The organism is Caproiciproducens faecalis, from assembly GCF_019448085.1.
Taxonomy (GTDB): domain Bacteria; phylum Bacillota; class Clostridia; order Oscillospirales; family Acutalibacteraceae; genus Caproiciproducens; species Caproiciproducens faecalis.
Window position 1 is genome coordinate 822,954 of sequence record NZ_JAGFNZ010000001.1, and the last position, 18,114, is coordinate 841,067.

Sequence of the window (18,114 nt, forward strand, 5' to 3'; positions counted from 1 at the left end):
GGGTAGGTTGCGTATCCGTTTTATAACAAGTGCAATTCATTACTTTAAAAGAATTTATATACATTATTATACATGAGGAGGAATCGGTTTTGAAAAAAGAAAACATGCTTCGGCTGATTCAGGACATTTCCAATGCAAACGGTGCGTCCGGCTTTGAGGACGAGGTTCTCACCGTGATTCGCAGATACGGGGAAAGGCTTGGGGAATTTTCAGAGGATTCCCTGCGAAATCTTTTCCTTCGGCGTGCCGGAAACCGCGGCGGCCGCCCGGTCGTTCAGCTCGACGCCCACACGGACGAGGTTTCGTTCATGGTGCAGGCCATAAAACCCAACGGAACACTGGTCTTCATTACGCTGGGTGGTTGGGTTGCAAACAACATTCCGGCGCACCGCGTTCGCGTGCGAAATGCGGACGGTGAATACATACCGGGCGTGATCGCAAGCAAGCCCCCGCACTTCATGACGGAAGCGGAGCGAAACGCCCCCGTCGACGTCTCAAACATGGTCATTGACGTGGGCGCAACTTCAAAGGAAGAGGCGATCCGCGATTTTAAAATCCGCATCGGCGAACCCGTGGTGCCGGACGTCGCATATGAATACATTGAAAACCGCGGTCTCATGATCGGCAAAGCGTTTGACTGCCGCCTCGGCTGCGCTTCCATTCTGGGCACGCTGCAGGCTCTGAAGGATAAGAAACTGGATGTCGATGTTACGGCGGGCTTTGCCGTTCAGGAGGAAGTCGGAACGCGCGGTGCCTGCGTTACAAGCCGCACCATTCGTCCGGATATTGCCATCGTCTTTGAGGGTTGCCCTGCGGACGACACGTTCACTGAGGAGTACCTTACGCAGACGGCGATCCGCAAAGGACCGATGCTGCGGCATATCGATGCCCGTATGATTACGAATCCGCGGTACCAGAGATACGTTTTAGACCTCGGCGCAAAGCTCGGCATCCCGGTGCAGGAATCGGTGAGGAAGGGCGGCTCGACCAACGGCGCGCCCATTCATCTTTCCAACGCAGGCGTGCCGGTCGTCGTCGTGGGGCTTCCCGTCCGCTACATTCACACCCATTTCGGCATAGCGGCCTTCTCGGACGTGGAAAACGCCGTTAAGCTCGCGAGCGCGGTGATCGAGTCGCTGAACGCGGACGTCATCCGCTCCTTCTGAACCGAAATTGCAGAGGAGGGATTGAATTATGTATCAAAAGCAGATAAAGGAATATTTCAGGCTTCACCGGGAAGAGCTTCTGCGTGATATTTCGGAGCTCATCCGCATCCCGAGCGAAAAAGGAGAGCCGAAACCCGGTATGCCGTTCGGGGAATTCCCCGCCAAAGCACTGGATGCCGCCGGAAAAATGGCGAAGGCCATGGGATTTTCCGTGCACGATTACGACCGTTGTGTCATTGCGGTCGACCTGAACGACTACCCGAGACAGCTTGATATTCTCGCGCACCTAGACGTGGTCCCGGCGGGCAACGGGTGGTCGGTCACGCAGCCGTTCGAGCCGTTTGTAAAGGACGGGAAGCTGTACGGCAGGGGCGCGGCGGACGACAAAGGCCCCGCGGTCGCCGCCCTGTACGCTCTCAGGGCGGTGCGCGAACTCGGGGTACCGCTAAAAAAGAACGCCCGGCTGGTCCTCGGCAGTGACGAGGAATGCGGCAGCGCAGACATGAAACATTACTACGCGATAGAGCCGGAGGCACCCATGACCATTTCTCCCGACGCGGAGTTTCCGGTCATCAACATAGAAAAAGGGCGATACAGTACATGGGTGAGGGCTTCGTGGAATCAGGACGCAGCACTCCCTCGCATCCTCTCCGCACGAGGCGGTGTCAAGAGCAACGTGGTACCGGACACAGCGGAGGCCGTGGTGGAGGGCCTTTCCGCCGAGAAGCTTTCGGAGTATGCGCAGGCTGCCACGGATCGGACGGGAATCCGGTTCCTGATCCGGGAAGACGACGGTAGAACCGTCGTGGAGGCACATGGTGACTGTGCCCATGCTTCCACACCTGGTGAGGGCAATAACGCCGTTACGGGCCTTATCGATTTTCTTTCCCGAATCCCGTTCGCGGATTCCGAGTGCTTCCGCAGTCTCCGCGCGCTGGGAATGCTATTCCCGCATGGGGACTGGAAGGGCACGGCGGCCGGTGTGGAAATGAAGGACGACCTGTCGGGCGGGCTGACCATGAGCCTGAATCTTTTCGAATACGAAGAAGGTGGACTCAAAGCATTTTTCGACGGGCGCACGCCGGTTTCTGCGACCAATGAAAACCTGAGGGACGTGTTCTGCGCGCGGGTGCGGGTTCTTGGACTTACTCCGGACGGTGCGGATGTTTCTCCCGCCCACCACGTTCCGAAGAACACGCCGTTCGTACGTACGTTGCTGAACTGCTATGAGCAGTATTCCGGAAAAAAGGGTGCGTGCCTTGCAATCGGCGGCGGAACATACGCCCACCGCCTGAAAAACGGGGTCGCGTTCGGCTGTGCTATGCCGGGAACGGACAACCGCGTGCACGGTGCGGACGAATACGCCGTCATTGATGAGCTGCTGCTTGGCGCTGAAATTTTCACGCAGGTGATCATCGACCTGTGCTCATGAAAAGGCACGTTCAAAGCTTTGACATCTTTTCAGATGGATGGTACCATAAGGCATAATTTTATAGAGTTTTGCTGCTGGGACCGGTTCGGGATAAAACACACAGGATACTGTGTTCACGGAAGGATAAAAGCCTGAGAGACATGAAAATGTTTCCAAGGCATTTTTCTTTGTCCGTAAGAAAAGGAGTAAAGAATATGAACTGGATTTTCTAAGTCGCCGCGGGCGGTCGGCCTGAAGTACTCCCATGGATTTACCAACCCGATTCTCAGCGTTCTGACGATGGCGGACATGGATGCAAGCTTTTATTTCCTGTCGTTTTGCTGAAGTACCTTCCCCTTGGAACGGTTTAAGCCGCATGGACGGGAATCGGCACAGTCGGAACCTTTTTCGCTGTGGAAGTGGATTGCGTCAAAATCGTCGACTGTGAATATGTGGTATCATATGCATAGGAGGCAGAAAAAATGGCAAGCAATAACAGTAAGTATTCAGAGAAAATGAGGGGATTTGAACCCAAGGTCGATCCAATGTTTTGGATTTAGCGTGGTTATCTCCAATATGGAAATAAATAGCACAGATTCCTTAATTCGGAGTCAGTGCTATTTTATGGACTGTTGCCGGATTTTGACGATGAGGCTGATGAATGAGATTTTCCAGAAAGTGTGATTACTTATAGCAGAAATTTAAACTGAAAAGTAATAGCTTGGCTATTATAAAGTCAAAACAAGAGAAGGTGCTTATAACCCCTCTTTAATCCGTTCGGCAAAAACATAGATGCGCTCTATTTCAATAGACCGGGTTCATTGCATCAGGCCGACCAGCATATTTTCTTGCCTGAGCGTGGGCCAGCAAGGCCGTTGGAAAGATTTCCACGCCTTCATGACTTCCTGTGCGAAGCTGTGTCAGGAAGACAGAGATATTGCACAGATGGATGGCCCTAAAAATCTTATACGTTTCGCAACTCCCATCCACACAATTTATCAAGCTGCTCCGGAGTATGAAACCAATGCTCGCCCTGCTCGTAAATAGTAAGTGCCGCGCCGTGGGTTTTGCAAAAATCTGCGACGGTTTCGCGAGCGGTCAGATTGTCTTGCCCCCCGTAAAGGATTGAAGTAGGAGCTTTCCACCCGGGAAGCGGATGCTCTCTCACCCAGCTGAGATAATGCCAGGAGAGCGTCTGACCGAAGTTTGTGGGAATCTCGCCTTTGGCGCGAAGCAGCTCCTCGGTCACGCCTGCCCAGCCGATCATATCGAGAATCAGCCGCTCCATATCCACAATGGGGGATACAAGCAAAGCCTTTTCAATAGGCTCGTCGGCAAAGGCTAGCATGGAGAAATACGCGCCGATGCTGGTTGCTCTGAGAGAAATATTAGTCCAGCGAGGCTTCATGTGTGCCATGACAGTTTGCAGTTCCGGTACAACCGCCCAAGGGTCGAAGCTACCCTGTGTTCCTTTGCGTGCCCCGTGTTCCGGCAGATCAACGCCAAGAACCTGATACCCGGCAGGGACGGCGATTTCGGCAAATACCGCGGCTTCCTCTTTGTTTCCCCCCTGACCGTGAACGAACAGCCAGCACTTTTTACTCGTCTCCCCGTACAGAACGGATGGAATTTGTTTGATTTGATAATTTTCAGTTTTCATAGAAATTTTCTCTTTTCTTGTGTGATATTTGAATTAGCTCATATCCAGCCGAATCATCTGCGGCGACTGCGGCGGGGTATACCGCAGTAAGGTATGGCACAGCACATCAAAATACCGGTGCGTTATTTGGCAGTGCAATGCGAAGTTCAAAAACGGAAAGAAATGTGCCACACCCCATTTTTATGAAGACGAGCTGAAAGCTCTTTTTGTAGATGCTTTTAACAGTCTGCTTGCCGATCGGGAAAGTATTTTCGCCGCCTATGAGGAAATCATTGCGGATTTGACTGATAACACTGCCCTCCCAAAAGAAGCGACCGTGGATTGCCTGATTGTTCGTTCCGACACAGAATTTACTTTTCGGTTTAAAGATGGGACGGAATTGCCATGGAACAGTAAAAAGCGGTGACTCAGTCAAAGTTAAAATAATGATTTATTGTCATAATATTTTTTACCCTATGCATTTTACTTCATTGTATGGAATTATGTGCTTGTTGTCAAATTCGGTATCGAAGTAGAAAGGTCTACCGTTAATTATTCCCCCTTTTGGCTTGCGTTTTCTCTCGCGCCCAGAACTTTATCTACGGCAGCGCTGGCTGTTTTTTGGCACAGTTGTCTAAACCGGCGCTTTCCAATTCTCCTGTCTGCGGCCAGCAATAAATTGGTTAAGCCCCAGATATCGTATTGAAAATTCTTTGTAAGCAATTCATTTCTTGGAGTATTCAAATACTCACAGATAAGGTGGGGAATATTTGTTTTAGTATTTCCATAATCAGGATAGATAGAAAAGGGTTCATCGTTCCCGGTATCATGGTTAAGAATATCTGTAAAATCATCTGGATAATTCCAAATGATTTCTCTATTCAGAACAAACCAGTATTTGGGAAACATATTCATGCCGCTGTTCCATCCGCCCTTCTTGCGATAGACGGTGCAGTGGAATTGAAGATCAATATTTTGATCCAGAATGGAATCAATTTCTTTTTGAAGCTTGCTCCAAGGTCTGCTTCTCATGTTGAAAACCTCGTTTCATTTTAGCTTTCTGATAGAGTAAGGACCGCAATCAGCCGTTGCTGATAATCGCGCCGAATCTATTGCAGTACCGTGCAGTTGACTTGCGCTACATTGAAACTATTATATTCCCGGTAGCTTGAAATGAAAGGACAACGGTATGGCGCAAAGATTGATAAATATTTCTGTAGATCTGTCGATATATTTATAAATAATTAGGGAAAGGAAACATACAAAATGTCATTTAAAAGGCAATTTAATAATTTTGATTTTCGAAAAATGGGACAGGAGAGAATATATCAATACATTGGGCCCGAAATTCGATCAGGAGAGATTTTTCCCGCTCTTAGAGATAACCGAATAGATTTTTACTATAATGGGGGTTGCATTTATCAATACAAAAATAAAGGTTTTTACTGCAATCCTGATTACGGCAAATATCTCCACGGGGCAGTTCCTTCCCTGACAGGTGAAAGTGATTATTTTATAGATAGCTTTTCTGATATTAATTTTGGATTATTACATTCCGATTTAAAAAAAGCAATTGGAAAAAAGTTTTCAAATGTGGAACGAAATGCAGAACGGAGTTATTTGAAAAATATTTATGCATATACGTATAGCCGGCAAGGCTCTGCGGTCAAGGTTATTGACATAGAGGTTTATATCGACAGAACCAAATGCGATATGGTATTATGGGACAGTGGGACACAAACGTTGCAATTCGTTGAGGCAAAATTATATGATGACTCCAGACTCTGGGAAAAAGGAGAAAGAGAATTAGATACTTTGGAACAAGTACAAAAATATGAACAGGCCATAAGCACACAGCAAAATGATATCCTTTTACAGTATCAGACATCTATTGGCATTATGAAGCAATTTGGACTTGAGATCGGTCAGATTAGAAATATAAATCCGTCGGTCAAGCTGGCGATTTTTGATGTGAGACGCAGCCGTTTCAATGACGGTCATAATAAAGGCAGAAAAGAGAAAATTGATTCTTTCTATAAGGAAAAGCTAAAGAACAATTTGTATCTTTGCTTTGACAGGCAGCCCGAAGACATAACGCCTGATTTAATATTCAATGGACATTATGAATAGCAAAGGGCTGCTCTGTTGCTGAGCGGCTTTTTCAGTATGATGCCATACATTTGTCTTTTTGCAGCGCAGATTCTGTTCTGCGCTTTTTTTTGAAGAATATGCGACAGTACGTATGTCCTGCTAGTAAAACAATACTATGATAAACTGATGTTTGTAAGGAGGAACCCAAAGATGGAGCTGACAAAAACTTCCCGAATCCTCTCTGTTTTTCACCTGTTCCGGTATTGCAGTGAGGTCTCTTTCAAAGAGATTACCAATTTGCTGCCGGTGAGTGAAAAGACCGTTTACCGGGATATCACGCTGCTCAGGCAGGCTGGTGTTCTGCATATCCGCTTTTCCCAAAAAAGAGGCGCGTTTGTTTTAGTTGATACCGATTTTCATCCGCCGCAGTTTCCCGAGAACAAAACGCGAAAATTGTACCTTGAAAAAATAATACGGTTATGCACGTTAATGGTAGGGCTGGACAGCGACGACCCGATCGTTTGGTATCGGGAGCGCTACCCCCAACTGTCAGCTCGAACACGGCAGCGGGATTTTGCCGAGCTTTTCAAAATCGGATACCGTATTCGTTATGAGCCGACAGACCCATGGGGTGAATCCGGTCATTATGATTATGAGATTCCGGACACCTATGGATTAGAAACGTTTCATACTTGAAAGAAGGATAATATGAAAAAATGCAGCATATATAACGTCTTTGGTAAAAAGGTCGAAGGGGTACTTTCCGGCAACCGTATTTATCCGTCGTCGGAAGACGAATTATTTTACGACCTTCTTGAACCGTTTTTGCTGCCGGTGGAATCCGGTGGTAAATGGGGTCTAATGGACGGACACAGCGGAGCCCTTCGTGTTTCCCTGCGGTTTGATTTCATTGGACTGTTTGTATACGGTGCCTGTCACGCAGTGAAAGACGGCCTGCACGGATATCTGGGGGCACGGGGTGAAGCCGTGCTTCCGTTTGAATACGAGGATGTCGGCGACGAGTCTTCCCCGGATGGATATTTTGCGGTCAAGCGTGGAAAATGGGGCGTGGTGAACAAAAACAATGTGCCGGTTGTGCCGTTTGTTTATGATAGAATTTTTCTGGATAGCTGTGTTGACCGGAATATAGGATGGCTCACCCCCTATTCAGGAGTGACCGCCATCAAAGACGACCGCTACGTCCTTCTTGACAGCAGCTATCAGGTGCTGACGGACAACCTGACCGCATATCCGCGTGGGTATGAAGATTACTTACTGCTGCAAAACGGCAGAAAATTCGGTGTGGCCTGCCGGGATGGGCGGCTCATCACCGATGTCACTCTGCTAAAGAGAGAGGCTATGAATCTGATTAAAAAGCTAGGGAGAGCTTGCTGATGGAAAATATGGAATATTTTACTTTAAGGCTTCCATGTAGTCATGAAGATAAAACAGAATCTCTGCAAACCATGAGAAAGCTCAGCTGTTTTCTGACGGTGGCGAGGGCGGACGGTTTTTTAGCGTTGGAGCCTTTTCTGGAACAGGAAACAGATCTACTGATCAAAGCGTGCCTGCTTGATATTCTGGACGGACTGGACGGCACGGAACTGGAACAGCGTTTCAGAGGATATTTGGCGGCGGGAGATTACCGTGGTAAGGATTTTTTGCAGGCTGTTGTGGTATTAAAGGGATTTCTGCTTCTGCAAGCCTGCCAGACTCCGGAAATTTTCTGGAAAGAACTGCAAGGCTTTTTTGGTGCAGATTTCGCATTGGAGTATCGGGAAGCATTCCGGCTGGAGCAAACGAAGGGAAAATAACAGCAAATCTTGTTAAGAATTTCATGTGAATGAAGTACAGCCAACAAGAAAGGACGAAGCGAATGTATATAAAAATCCACCGGGGAACCGCGCAAATCGGCGGAAACCTGATTGAAATCGGAACAAATCAGACCCGAATTCTTTTTGATGCGGGAACCAATCTTCCGCCTCTTGATGAAAAACAGACGAGTGATCAGATCGAAATTGAAGGGCTTACCTGTGGAGAGCCTGCCTTTGACTGGGTTTTCATCAGCCATCATCATAACGACCACTGCGGGTTGGTGGAGCGGATTTTGCCCGGCATTCCGATTTTTTCCGGGACGGAAACATACCGTATTCTGGATGTTATTGCTGATTTTACCGACAGTCCCCGCCCAAATATCAATTTTCACTTTACAAACTGTCAGCCAATCCAATTGAATGATATGCGTGTAACCCCAGTCGGCGTTGATCATTCCGCAGTGGACGCTTATATGTTCCTGATCCAGGCAGACGGGAAAAATGTCCTCTATACTGGGGATTATCGGGCGGTGGAGAACATTCCGACGGAAATCCGGCGGTTGCTCGGCGTGGCGGGAAAACTGGATGTCCTCATCAGCGAAGGGACAAATATCCGTGTGGGAAAGACTGGACGTGAAGAGGAGCTCCGGGACGAGAGTCAGGTGGAACAGCGTGCTTTCGAGTTGATGGAACAATACGATGGCACAGTATTTGTCCTGTGCTCGTCTACGAATGAAGAAAGAATCTGCGCCATGCATCGGGCTGCGAAATCCGCTAGACGAATGGTATGTGAGGATTTATTCCTGACCGCGGTCCGCGAACAACGGGAAGAAAACACTCTGCGTTTTGTGGCAAGCTATGTGGATGAGGAAAAAACGCCGCGTACCTATGCCTACTTTAACAGGCTTTTTGAGCAGTGGGAGCTGCTGGGAGCGGAAAGTCTCGCCGGAATTCCGGGTAAAAAGCTGATTTTTGTGCGAATATCCATGCTGCCATTCCTGAAAAAATATTTGGACAACCACACCGCATCCGAAAAGAATCTGCTGATTTATTCGATGTGGCAGGGCTATAAGGAAACATCTAAGGTTGAAAAATTTTTGTCTTTCTGCAAAGATCAAAAGATGGAGGTGGTCAGCCTGCATTGCAGTGGACACGCCTATCGCAACACGATTCAGGAGTTCATCCACTGGCTGGAACCGAAAGCGCTCATTCCCATTCACTGCGACGCCGCCGACCGTTCTCAATTTGAATCGCTTCATCCAAACTGCTTGATGCTGCGCGACGGCGAAAGATGGGAGGTGTAAAAATGCTGGAAGGTTGGCTTGCCATTTTATCCGTGATTGTTGTCGTGTCGTTCGGTGTATATTATAATTCATGGTTGCAGCGTACCCATGGGTGCTCCGCGCTCACCTTTTGGAGGGTGATCGGCGGTATTGCGGATTTGCTTTTGTGGCTGGCTGCGCTTGGAGCCGACAGCGCAGTACATGGGGTTATTTTGTTTTTGATCGCGGGAGGCATTTTTCTTCTGCTGTTTTTGGCAAACTATCGTGATTCCAAAAGCGTGCTGCACGGTTTTCTGATGACGCTGTGGCTGATTTTAATCGGCGGAGCGATCACATGGCTTATAGGCGCATTAAGCAATCGGAGCAAAAAGCACTGAGCAGGGACGTGAAAGCCTGTCTAACGGAAAGAAAGATTCGTGAAGACGAAGCGGAAAAGCTGGCAGAGCATTTGCACCGAAACACGGTGAAATCCGTCGCAGTCTGTGTCCATTGCTGCGAAAATGAAACGCTGGATGAGGTAGCCGTGATGCTTTCTTCTTTTTCTTCTCTGCCAGACTTTTCATGGGATGCTGTGAGGCATGACCAAACAGCCGGAATAGGTAGCTATATGGTTGTCCGATATGCTTCCGGGAAAGGGGAAAACTGAAATGAGCCTTGATATTTATGGCTGGATTCCATCTTTAGAGGTAGCTGAACATCTCCGTCAGAACCGGACGTTTACCGTGACGGAAAAATATCAGTTGATTCACGATGCGCCGCGCCCCTTGGAAGAAAAGCTGGAAGCACTTCTGAATTTGGAAGCAGAAGCGTCCAAAGAACGAGAAAAGAAATTCATGAGTCGGGCGATAGAGGTTTATCGGTTGGTACTGCGCTTGATGGAGGAGCAGCCATCCGGCAGCTTTTTCCTTGTAAAAGCTTTTTCTGATACGGATGAATTGGTTGGCGCGATTCCCTATGCCACTTTTACACAGGTATTGGAGCAAGCCGCAAACGACAAAACAGTGTCCTCTTATCTGGCAGAATTCTGGCAGAAAACGACCAATGGAGGCCTTACCAATCCGATTGAATATCATTTGCTCCCATTGAATGGACAACTTAGGGCAACCGATTTTTGGATTGACGATGTATTCGCTCCGAATACGGACGATTTGTTTGACTCCAAACTGTACTTGCGCCGCCTGCTTCCGTTTGAAAACGGCGATTTGTTCTGTCTGGAAGTGGACGGTGTTTCCCGGCATGGTTTCTTTTATCAGGAACTTGACGGCAACGGAACGTTATATGCTTATCTGGGATATCTTCATGACGGGTACTTAGATTCGTTGGAATTGGGGGAAAACGCAGTCCTGACACTGAACTGGACCCGTCTGCATTCCTTTCATGGTGAACTGCCGCCAGAGGAGGGCATCTTGCGTGAAATTGGAGATTTGATGAAGCGGTTAGGACAGCAAGACCCTATGTCGGTTGAAAAACTGTTTTGGGATACGCTTTTTAATCCCATATCTCGGCTGAGAGGAGAGTCCAGCCTTTTTCCTTACCGCATAACGCCTCTGAAATTAGCCGAACTGCTGGAAGAAGCACACTGTGTGAAATATCAAGAATATCTGGAAACTCATTGATTGAAAATTGAGGGAGCTATTATGTACGATAATACAGAGTTGTTCAACACCCCGTAGGTGGCGGCATTACAATAGATGAATTGCCGACACCATGTCTCTATTTAAATAGTAACAGGAGGTATATGAATGGTTGCTTATTTTCTTAAACTCCCATATGATGAATATGTGAGTAAAGTGAAAGAGTTGATGAAGCAAGGAGATCCGGTGATTGAGGAAGATTTTCCTGTTTTTGAATCGACAGCAAAAAAAGTTTTAGAAGAACTGCATGCGGATGCAGACTACAACTTTGTGAATTCGAGAGTTCTCTCCAACTTTTTAGGTTCCTGGGGATTGCCAGGTCCCCTCAAGGATGAAGAATCTTTTGGAATAATCTATGCCACACTTGAGGTTTTGTATACTAACCCTGAAGCAGTTCGGAGGAAAGGAATTTATCTTGCTAAATTAAATCAACCTATTGTTTAATTTAGTATTGGTATAAATCCCAATCTTCCATTTGAGAAGAGAGTCCAGATATTTATCTTACTGTGTAATGAGCAGAACTGCTAAAAGAAGCACACTGTGGAGAATCTCACAGGTATCTGCAACCATATTCATTAAAAGTGAGGGAGCTATTACGCACAATAATAAAGAATTGCTAAACACGCCGCCAGTGACTGCATCAGAAACAGCATCACAGGAAGAACAATTTACAGAATCACAGCCAAAGGCAAAAACGAAGAAAAGGGTTCTTGCAGGTCTAGTTTTCATTGGGGTTCTATATTATTTAATAAAGGGCTTTGACATCAGTGGAATAGCGTTTGTTTTAGGCTTCGCTGCCTGTGGCTGGCTGATTTTTTGTACTGTAAAAGGAAAGCCCAAGATAATCCCCGCGGCTGTTACGATTATTCTTCTTACAATTGCCTTTGCAGTTCCCGGTGTAAACACGGCAAGCATTACACAAAAGCAGCTAATGAAAAACCTGTCTGATGTTATGCAGCCGGTCGGCTATCAACTGGTCGCCACAGACAACATGTCAGGCAATACATATTTGATCTATGTTAAAGACAGTCCGAATGACACACCGCAGCCAAATGGTGTTCAATGCAAGATTACGGAAGAAAGTGGTCGCGTCAAATCTATTATTTTAATTTCTGCAAACGGTTCAAAAGGAATTCCTATGAGTGGGATGAAATTTGTAAGTGCTTTAAATCCAAAATGGTCGTCTGACAAGACAACTGACGCTATGACTGAAATTCTTCGGGGACAAACCATCCATGAGGGAAATATTACTTATATGTTCAAAGATTTAAGAACAACTTCGCAATTCATAATAGAGATGAAGTAAAATTTGTTTTTTATCTGTTTGTGTTGTATTAAATAAAGCTGAAGAAGGAAATGATTTATGCTATTAAAAGAAATTGGACGTTTTGGTGATAATATAGAAAACCTGCGTCCGTCAGATCTGGTGGATGAAGTTCCAATCAATCTTAGAGTAGGCCGTGTAGGAATATTTTGGCATGTTGGAAACAATAAGTGGATCATTCGTACAGCTCCGGTTTTAGACGACACCAAAAATGCAGTTGAAATGGGGCAGAATTTTGATGAAGAAACCAATCCGGATGATCTGCAAATAGATTTTAACCTCTTCCACAAAGATATTTGGACTTCGGAAATCTTACCGAAAAAGCCGGAATGGAAAGATTTTGGTTTTGACCATTTTTCCAGAGGCAGAGTGGTTTTTGAAGTCCTGAAGCATAAATTCGTTATCTATATTCCGAAGTCTCCCAATTTTTCGCAAGAAGAAACATTGTTCTTAGCTGGAAAATTTCAGTTGCCCGTTGGAAGTTTTGGCACCAACAATGGAATTTATAAAAGGAAGAAAGATTTAGAATCATTGGGCAGCGGTGAAAATGAGATACTTTTTTGACTTCTAAAGAAAACACCATTGAACATTTTTATCTGGAGGACTTTTGAAGGCGAGCCAGAAGAAAAGTCGCAATCTGGAATTACAACTCTCCGCAAAAGTGAAACTCTTAAAGCGAAATGAAACTTTCAAAAGGAATCGTTCAATTGTATCAAACTTTAGTTTACTAGGCAAAAAGGCAAACCTGTTTTTATAACATTAGTTATAGGCAGGTTTGTCTTTTTATGGTCAAAAATCCACCAGCTGGAGAATCCCCCAGGATTCTGAGCACTTCCTACCACATCGGATACCTTAGGCACGACAGCCCAAAGCTGGGCGCAGGGGTGATCGTGGTTCCAAATTCGCCGAGGATCGTGAATACGCGGAAGAAACGGCGGATAAAATTGCTGAGTTCGTGTGGTCGCAGCGAGGTGTTTTCCACTACACCGGGAACACCGCCGAACCGGAGGATGCGATCAAGCTGGTCATGGATTACCAGGGAAAGCCTGTCTTTTTGACCGATTCTGGCGATAATGCCACCGCTGGCGGCGCGGGCTACAATACGCTGGTGCAAGGACAACAATTTGCAGCAATCCATGTCCAGGCGAGCAAACTGTTGGAGCAACGCACCGCAGGAGAGCCTGCTTGGTGAAGGATGAAATAGACCTCGTCATGCGTGCTCCCAAACATCGGCGACCTAAAAATCCCCTGCAAAGTGAACTGCCCAGATGCAACGGACAACCCTACCGAATTAATTGCATTGCTTCTTCGAAGGTTTTCAACTTACGTCTGTAAATGCACTCTGTTTTGAGAATGGAGAAGAAATTTTCGGCCATGGCATTTTCATAACAGTTCCGCGTCTTGACATCGAGGGAGTTATGCCGTACTGTTGAGTCAGGGTAAAATATGCTTGCGAGGTGTATTGAAACCCTTGGTCGCTGTGGAGTTGCAGCTCTGCAGCGGCCTCTCTTTTTGAATAGCATCCTTTATGGTTTGCAACACAAGGTTGATAGTCTGCTCTGTGCCAGTGCGGTAAGCCACGATACTGCTGTCATAAAGGTGACGGATTACGGACAAGTACAAAACGCCTTCTTTGGTATGTATGTAGGATATGTCTGTCACCCACTTGGCATTGGGCCTGTCCGCTTTGAAGCTGCGGTTTAGGAGATTGGGTACTTATGTACCTGTTCACCCATGACCTTGTATTTTCTCCTTCTGCGTATCTCTGAAAGTAAGCCATACTTGTTCATCACTTTAAGTACGGTTTTAGGGTTGAGGTTCAAGGATTTCTCCCGAATCAGCCATATGTGGATCCGTCTGTACCCGTATGTTTCACCACACCTGTGCTGACATTCCCGTACCATCCCAGCCAGATGTTCATCCCTTTGTGGCATGTCTATTCGTTTCACATAGTCGTTCTCCGCGCGTAGCCTCTGATTTTCTGCGATCAAGTCTTCTTCTACCTGTTTGGGTGGTTTTGACGGCTTGCCCTTTCCACCACGTCCTCGGCGCTCAAGATACAGTCCTTCTGCTCCGTAGGTCAGGTGAATTCGCTCCCATAGTGCTACATTTTTGTGATCGGTATCAAATATCTTTGCAGTTTCCACGCAGGACAGCTTGTGTTCCTGCATGTATTCCACTACCTGTTGCTTAAATTCTCCAGTATGTCGCTTGTTCGGTATCCCTTTTGGCATAGAAAAACACCCCATTTGTTTCCAGTATATCATACTGTCTAACAAATGGGGTGCAGTTCATTATCCTACGATTGGGGGCTTTTTGCAATGTCCGTTTTTTTGATTCAGTTCAAAGCGTTTTGCAGGGGATTGACCCAATAAATTATGACGAGCAAAGGGATGGATCTTGCAATTATCCGGATTCATTGTGCCCCGTTCAGTATGATATGGGGCGCTGATTAGATACGAATACTGTTGGACTAAGCGACGGATGCAGCCGCGATAGGTGTTTTGTTGGAATTGATATAGAATCCCGCGGCCTGCCCGGGTTTGCCAACCGCCGTAACCTGATAGAAATAATCTCTTACGGATTGCTTTACGAACCTTACCTGAAATACGGAAGAATTTCCTGAAGTAAAGGATGGTTTGGTGTTTGCCGTCAGTCTAAACGTGTAAGCCTTGCCTTTTGTAACTTTAAAGGACGCTGTAGTATCGCTCTTAACAAGAGAAACCGTAGTTCCTACCGTTGCGGCCAGCAGCTTTACCCCATTGATATAAATACCGGCTTTGCTGCCCGGTTTGCCGATGGCCGTCAACCTAAAGTAATAGTCATTGTCGGATGTGCGCACAAGCTGTGTTTCGAATACGCCCGGAGTGCCGACGGTAAGCGAAGGGGCCGCACCGTTTTGGCTCGTGATTTTGAACTGATAGGCACCGTTCACGGAGAAATCCGCGTTTGTATCGCTCACAAAAGCTGTTGCGGCGGTGCTAACCGTCACGCTGGGACTCGAAACTGACCCGTCGGAACTGTGGTGTGAACCGGAACTGCTTCCGTTCGAGGTTCCGACAAGGCTGAACGTGGAAAACGAAGAAGTCGTAAAAGTTGCGGTATAGTGTCCGGCCGTGCCACCGATGGTCAGCGGCAGAGTTTCCTGGGTTCCGTCCGCTTTGGTGTGTACAGCCACATAGGTGAAGCTTGGCCGTAGAATGAAATTGGTCGGGAGCTTTAGGGTGACGGTAACCGGAAACGGAAGCACAGTATGAATCGTTTGGGGCGCGCCGCTCGCTGTCTGTCCTGTCAGGGTAAGGTCAAACACTATTTGGGAGCCCGATGGTCCAAGAGTAGTCGGCTGTTGGATTGTGGACAGGGTCACAGTGTTCACCTTGTTATAGAACAGTAAGATATCGATGAGCAAACCGGTCGCGACTATAGGACTTTTCGGCAGTTCGTCAGGACCGATGAAGCCTGTGGTTACCGGTTCGGGAAGGCTGGGAGGTGTAACACCCAAAGTACTTTGCATCAGTCCTTCCAGTTTCGCAATCTGCTGGGACGGTATAAGAGACTGATCGGAGGAGGGAAGGCAAAGAGCCTGAGCTATCGCACCGGCCACTTCACCGGGAGTGGAGTTTTCAGATAAGCTGCCGATTGCAGTGGACACGGTGCCCGTAGTTGGAGTATAGCCGCCGGCTGTAAGAATTGTGGAGGCAATTGCCGCGTGTCCATGGGTGTTGGGATGTGGGTCAAGATTGGAAGATTTAAAATCTGCGTTCACAAGGGGAATCCCATTTTTCAGCGAGTTCGAAAAGAGAGAATAGTTGTCGATCAGAGTGTAATCCGCAGAATCCGTGGAAAACGCACTGTTTAAAGTCCGAATATAGCCGTCCGCAATGCCGCCGAGGTCCAGTGTGCCGGCACCGTAGGGAAGCTTGATGCCCTCATACGGATTATAAACATTTGTCACATAGATTTTGGCGTTCGGCGCGGCGGCTTTGAGCGCGCTGATGATTCCCAGAAAGTTTGCCGAGAATCCGGAAGCCGCACTCTGGATGTCCGGATTGTTTTTCAAACCGCTGCTGTGGTCTGCGTTCAGTGAGCCGAGAGCGGCTGCCAAAGCTACCGGATCGGATATCTTTAGCGCTGCCAGTGTGGACTGAATGTCTTCCGGATTGCAGCTGAGCTTGCTGGCGACGATGTTTAAAAACGGAAGCAGGATATCGTCCGACCCGATGCTGAGGGTAATCACTTTTGCCTGAGACAGGGAAGCTCCGATCAGCGGGTCGGACAGACCGGCAAGAAGCTCGCTGCTGCGCATTCCGCTTTGCGCAAAAGAACCTGCCGACAGGTGCATAGTGTCACCGACAAGGGTTGGATATGCGATTAGCGGCGGCTTTTGTGAGTTCGGGCTGTAGCCCGGCAGTCCGTACCCGGCGGGAATGCTGTCACCCAGCGCCACATATTCAGGGGCGGCAAGAACGGTGACCTTCAGCGTCGCATTCAGTCCGGCAAAGCTCAGAGACGCCACGCCGGTGGGGAGCGTTTCAAGGTACTCTTTTTTAATTATGACGGTATCGCCGTCTACCGTATAGTCCAGATTCAGCGTCAAATCGGTTGCTCCATTGTGGATGCCGGAAAAGGCGTTGGCGGGATCCAATTTGTAGACTTTAATATTCTGAGGCAAATAACTCAAAAACACTGCCGTTCCGGGGAAAACGGAAGTCTCCGCGGCATTGACCAGCGTGATGCTGCTGCCGGAACCGGGCTCATAAGCTGCCCAGTATTTGCTCTCGTCGTTCATCGTGACAACGACGGGTAAAACGCTGTTGTATGCCGGCAGATTAAGGTAGAGTTTCCCGCTGCCGTCGGTGTAGACGCCGTTCCCGTAGGGCTCTCCGTTGATGCTGACGGAAGATACGGCCGCGTTAATTTGCCCGGGTATGGTAAGCTCATCGGGAGACGGAGAAATGAGGTCCCCTGCGTTGTTCTTGCAGGAGCTTGACACAATCAATCCGCGATGGATGGAGCCGCCGTCGATCACGACTTCAGGAAACGTTCCCGTGTAGTCTAGAGCCACCCCCAGATTGACGGACGAATCGCTCCGGCTGCTGACGATGGTGCCGCCTTTGATGAGAATTTCATCGCCGTCGCCAGAGTGGCCACCGATATCCGGATAGGTATCGCCAAATCCGTTCGTGGCTGTGACCATCCCGCCGTAAATACTGATGGTCCCAAAACTTGTTCCGCTCACGTTGCCAATGCCGGCGGCAACGTCGCTTCCGTTGCCGCCCGTCGCCGTGATTCTGCCGCCGCAGATGGAAATGTTACCGGACGGGCTGAAACTATCGCTGCCGATGCCGGCGCCGTTTTCGCTGCCCGTAGCGGTCAGCTTGCCCATGTTACTGCCGATGGACTGGGCGTAGATGCTCAGGCTGTTGTCCGCCGTGACCTCAATGCCTGCATTGTCGCCGTCACTTCCGTTGACCGTGAGCGACGCGCCGTCCGCGAGAATCAATTTGACATCGCCGGTGACGGTTAAGGTATGGTCAATCTTTACTGTGCCGCTGTCCACCACATACCAGCCACTATCCAGTGTTGCGGTGTCGTTGTCAATTTCTGTAGCCGCTATGTGCTGTGTGTTGCTGTTTGAATCCACATAATAAGTATTTGCTTCCGCCGCAAAAGCCGCTGTCGGCAGCATGGTAAGCACCAGCGCCACTGCCAACAGCAGGCTGCAGGCTCGTTTTTGTACCAGCTTTATCAT

20 protein-coding genes and 2 pseudogenes are annotated in these 18,114 nt (G+C 48.0%); 16 read left to right on the forward strand and 6 right to left on the reverse strand.

What is annotated here, in order from left to right:
* Positions 1 to 89 precede the first annotated feature (89 nt).
* The 3 genes and pseudogenes from J5W02_RS03855 (at position 90) to J5W02_RS14885 (ending at position 3,047) form a co-directional block, all read left to right on the forward strand.
* The gene (locus J5W02_RS03855) at positions 90 to 1,166 is read left to right on the forward strand and encodes a M42 family metallopeptidase (RefSeq protein ID WP_255575532.1); all 1,077 of its coding nucleotides are present in this window, start codon (positions 90 to 92) and stop codon (positions 1,164 to 1,166) included.
* Positions 1,167 to 1,194: 28 nt separating this feature from the next.
* Positions 1,195 to 2,598, forward strand: a complete 1,404-nt coding sequence (locus J5W02_RS03860; RefSeq protein WP_219964311.1) for a Sapep family Mn(2+)-dependent dipeptidase — start codon at positions 1,195 to 1,197, stop codon at positions 2,596 to 2,598.
* 231 nt (positions 2,599 to 2,829) lie between these two features.
* Positions 2,830 to 3,047 (forward strand): annotated as a pseudogene (locus J5W02_RS14885) (DMT family transporter).
* 494 nt (positions 3,048 to 3,541) lie between these two features.
* Here the strand turns inward: J5W02_RS14885 and J5W02_RS03865 are convergent.
* Positions 3,542 to 4,237, reverse strand: a complete 696-nt coding sequence (locus tag J5W02_RS03865) for an alpha/beta hydrolase (RefSeq protein WP_219964312.1) — start codon at positions 4,235 to 4,237, stop codon at positions 3,542 to 3,544.
* Positions 4,238 to 4,292: 55 nt separating this feature from the next.
* On the opposite strand from J5W02_RS03865, the gene J5W02_RS03870 reads away from it, so the two are divergent.
* The gene (locus tag J5W02_RS03870; RefSeq protein WP_330659673.1) at positions 4,293 to 4,643 is read left to right on the forward strand and encodes a zinc ribbon domain-containing protein; all 351 of its coding nucleotides are present in this window, start codon (positions 4,293 to 4,295) and stop codon (positions 4,641 to 4,643) included.
* A 125-nt stretch (positions 4,644 to 4,768) separates the two neighbouring features.
* Here the strand turns inward: J5W02_RS03870 and J5W02_RS03875 are convergent, their stop codons facing one another.
* Positions 4,769 to 5,248 carry an SF0329 family protein gene (locus tag J5W02_RS03875; protein ID WP_219964313.1) on the reverse strand — a complete coding sequence of 160 codons (480 nt, stop codon included), beginning with the start codon at positions 5,246 to 5,248 and terminating at the stop codon, positions 4,769 to 4,771.
* Positions 5,249 to 5,482: 234 nt separating this feature from the next.
* On the opposite strand from J5W02_RS03875, the gene J5W02_RS03880 reads away from it, so the two are divergent.
* From J5W02_RS03880 to J5W02_RS03935, 12 genes are all read left to right on the forward strand, one after another.
* Positions 5,483 to 6,346, forward strand: a complete 864-nt coding sequence (locus J5W02_RS03880) for a hypothetical protein (RefSeq protein ID WP_219964314.1) — start codon at positions 5,483 to 5,485, stop codon at positions 6,344 to 6,346.
* A 171-nt stretch (positions 6,347 to 6,517) separates the two neighbouring features.
* Positions 6,518 to 7,003 carry an HTH domain-containing protein gene (locus tag J5W02_RS03885; RefSeq protein WP_219964315.1) on the forward strand — a complete coding sequence of 162 codons (486 nt, stop codon included), beginning with the start codon at positions 6,518 to 6,520 and terminating at the stop codon, positions 7,001 to 7,003.
* Between the two features lie 12 nt (positions 7,004 to 7,015).
* Positions 7,016 to 7,702: a WG repeat-containing protein gene (locus J5W02_RS03890; protein WP_219964316.1), complete on the forward strand. Its 687-nt coding sequence runs from the start codon at positions 7,016 to 7,018 to the stop codon at positions 7,700 to 7,702.
* Entirely contained in the window at positions 7,702 to 8,121 is a 420-nt protein-coding gene (locus J5W02_RS03895; protein ID WP_219964317.1) for a hypothetical protein, read from the forward strand. Before J5W02_RS03890 ends, J5W02_RS03895 begins: the two co-directional genes overlap by 1 nt.
* 62 nt (positions 8,122 to 8,183) lie before the next feature.
* A complete protein-coding gene (locus J5W02_RS03900; protein ID WP_219964318.1) occupies positions 8,184 to 9,425 on the forward strand; it encodes an MBL fold metallo-hydrolase in 1,242 nt (413 codons plus the stop codon).
* A gap of 2 nt (positions 9,426 to 9,427) precedes the next feature.
* The gene (locus tag J5W02_RS03905) at positions 9,428 to 9,781 is read left to right on the forward strand and encodes a hypothetical protein (protein WP_219964319.1); all 354 of its coding nucleotides are present in this window, start codon (positions 9,428 to 9,430) and stop codon (positions 9,779 to 9,781) included.
* Positions 9,739 to 10,050 carry a hypothetical protein gene (locus J5W02_RS03910; protein WP_219964320.1) on the forward strand — a complete coding sequence of 104 codons (312 nt, stop codon included), beginning with the start codon at positions 9,739 to 9,741 and terminating at the stop codon, positions 10,048 to 10,050. The genes J5W02_RS03905 and J5W02_RS03910 overlap by 43 nt, the downstream gene beginning before the upstream one ends.
* A 1-nt stretch (position 10,051) precedes the next feature.
* On the forward strand, positions 10,052 to 11,020 hold the full coding sequence (locus tag J5W02_RS03915) for an SMI1/KNR4 family protein (protein WP_219964321.1): 969 nt from the start codon (positions 10,052 to 10,054) through the stop codon (positions 11,018 to 11,020).
* Positions 11,021 to 11,146: 126 nt separating this feature from the next.
* Positions 11,147 to 11,482, forward strand: a complete 336-nt coding sequence (locus J5W02_RS03920) for a hypothetical protein (RefSeq protein ID WP_219964322.1) — start codon at positions 11,147 to 11,149, stop codon at positions 11,480 to 11,482.
* 67 nt (positions 11,483 to 11,549) lie between these two features.
* A complete protein-coding gene (locus J5W02_RS03925) occupies positions 11,550 to 12,344 on the forward strand; it encodes a hypothetical protein (protein WP_219964323.1) in 795 nt (264 codons plus the stop codon).
* Between the two features lie 57 nt (positions 12,345 to 12,401).
* Positions 12,402 to 12,926, forward strand: a complete 525-nt coding sequence (locus J5W02_RS03930) for a hypothetical protein (protein ID WP_219964324.1) — start codon at positions 12,402 to 12,404, stop codon at positions 12,924 to 12,926.
* A 463-nt stretch (positions 12,927 to 13,389) separates the two neighbouring features.
* The gene (locus tag J5W02_RS03935) at positions 13,390 to 13,554 is read left to right on the forward strand and encodes a hypothetical protein (RefSeq protein ID WP_219964462.1); all 165 of its coding nucleotides are present in this window, start codon (positions 13,390 to 13,392) and stop codon (positions 13,552 to 13,554) included.
* Between the two features lie 91 nt (positions 13,555 to 13,645).
* Here the strand turns inward: J5W02_RS03935 and J5W02_RS14890 are convergent, their stop codons facing one another.
* The 4 genes and pseudogenes from J5W02_RS14890 to J5W02_RS03950 form a co-directional block, all read right to left on the reverse strand.
* Positions 13,646 to 13,738 carry an IS3 family transposase gene (locus J5W02_RS14890; RefSeq protein ID WP_407928346.1) on the reverse strand — a complete coding sequence of 31 codons (93 nt, stop codon included), beginning with the start codon at positions 13,736 to 13,738 and terminating at the stop codon, positions 13,646 to 13,648.
* 29 nt (positions 13,739 to 13,767) lie between these two features.
* Positions 13,768 to 14,033: pseudogene (locus J5W02_RS14895) on the reverse strand (transposase); the annotation flags it as partial.
* A gap of 29 nt (positions 14,034 to 14,062) precedes the next feature.
* A complete protein-coding gene (locus J5W02_RS03945; RefSeq protein WP_219964325.1) occupies positions 14,063 to 14,596 on the reverse strand; it encodes an IS3 family transposase in 534 nt (177 codons plus the stop codon).
* Positions 14,597 to 14,835: 239 nt separating this feature from the next.
* Positions 14,836 to 18,114: a X2-like carbohydrate binding domain-containing protein gene (locus tag J5W02_RS03950; RefSeq protein WP_219964326.1), complete on the reverse strand. Its 3,279-nt coding sequence runs from the start codon at positions 18,112 to 18,114 to the stop codon at positions 14,836 to 14,838.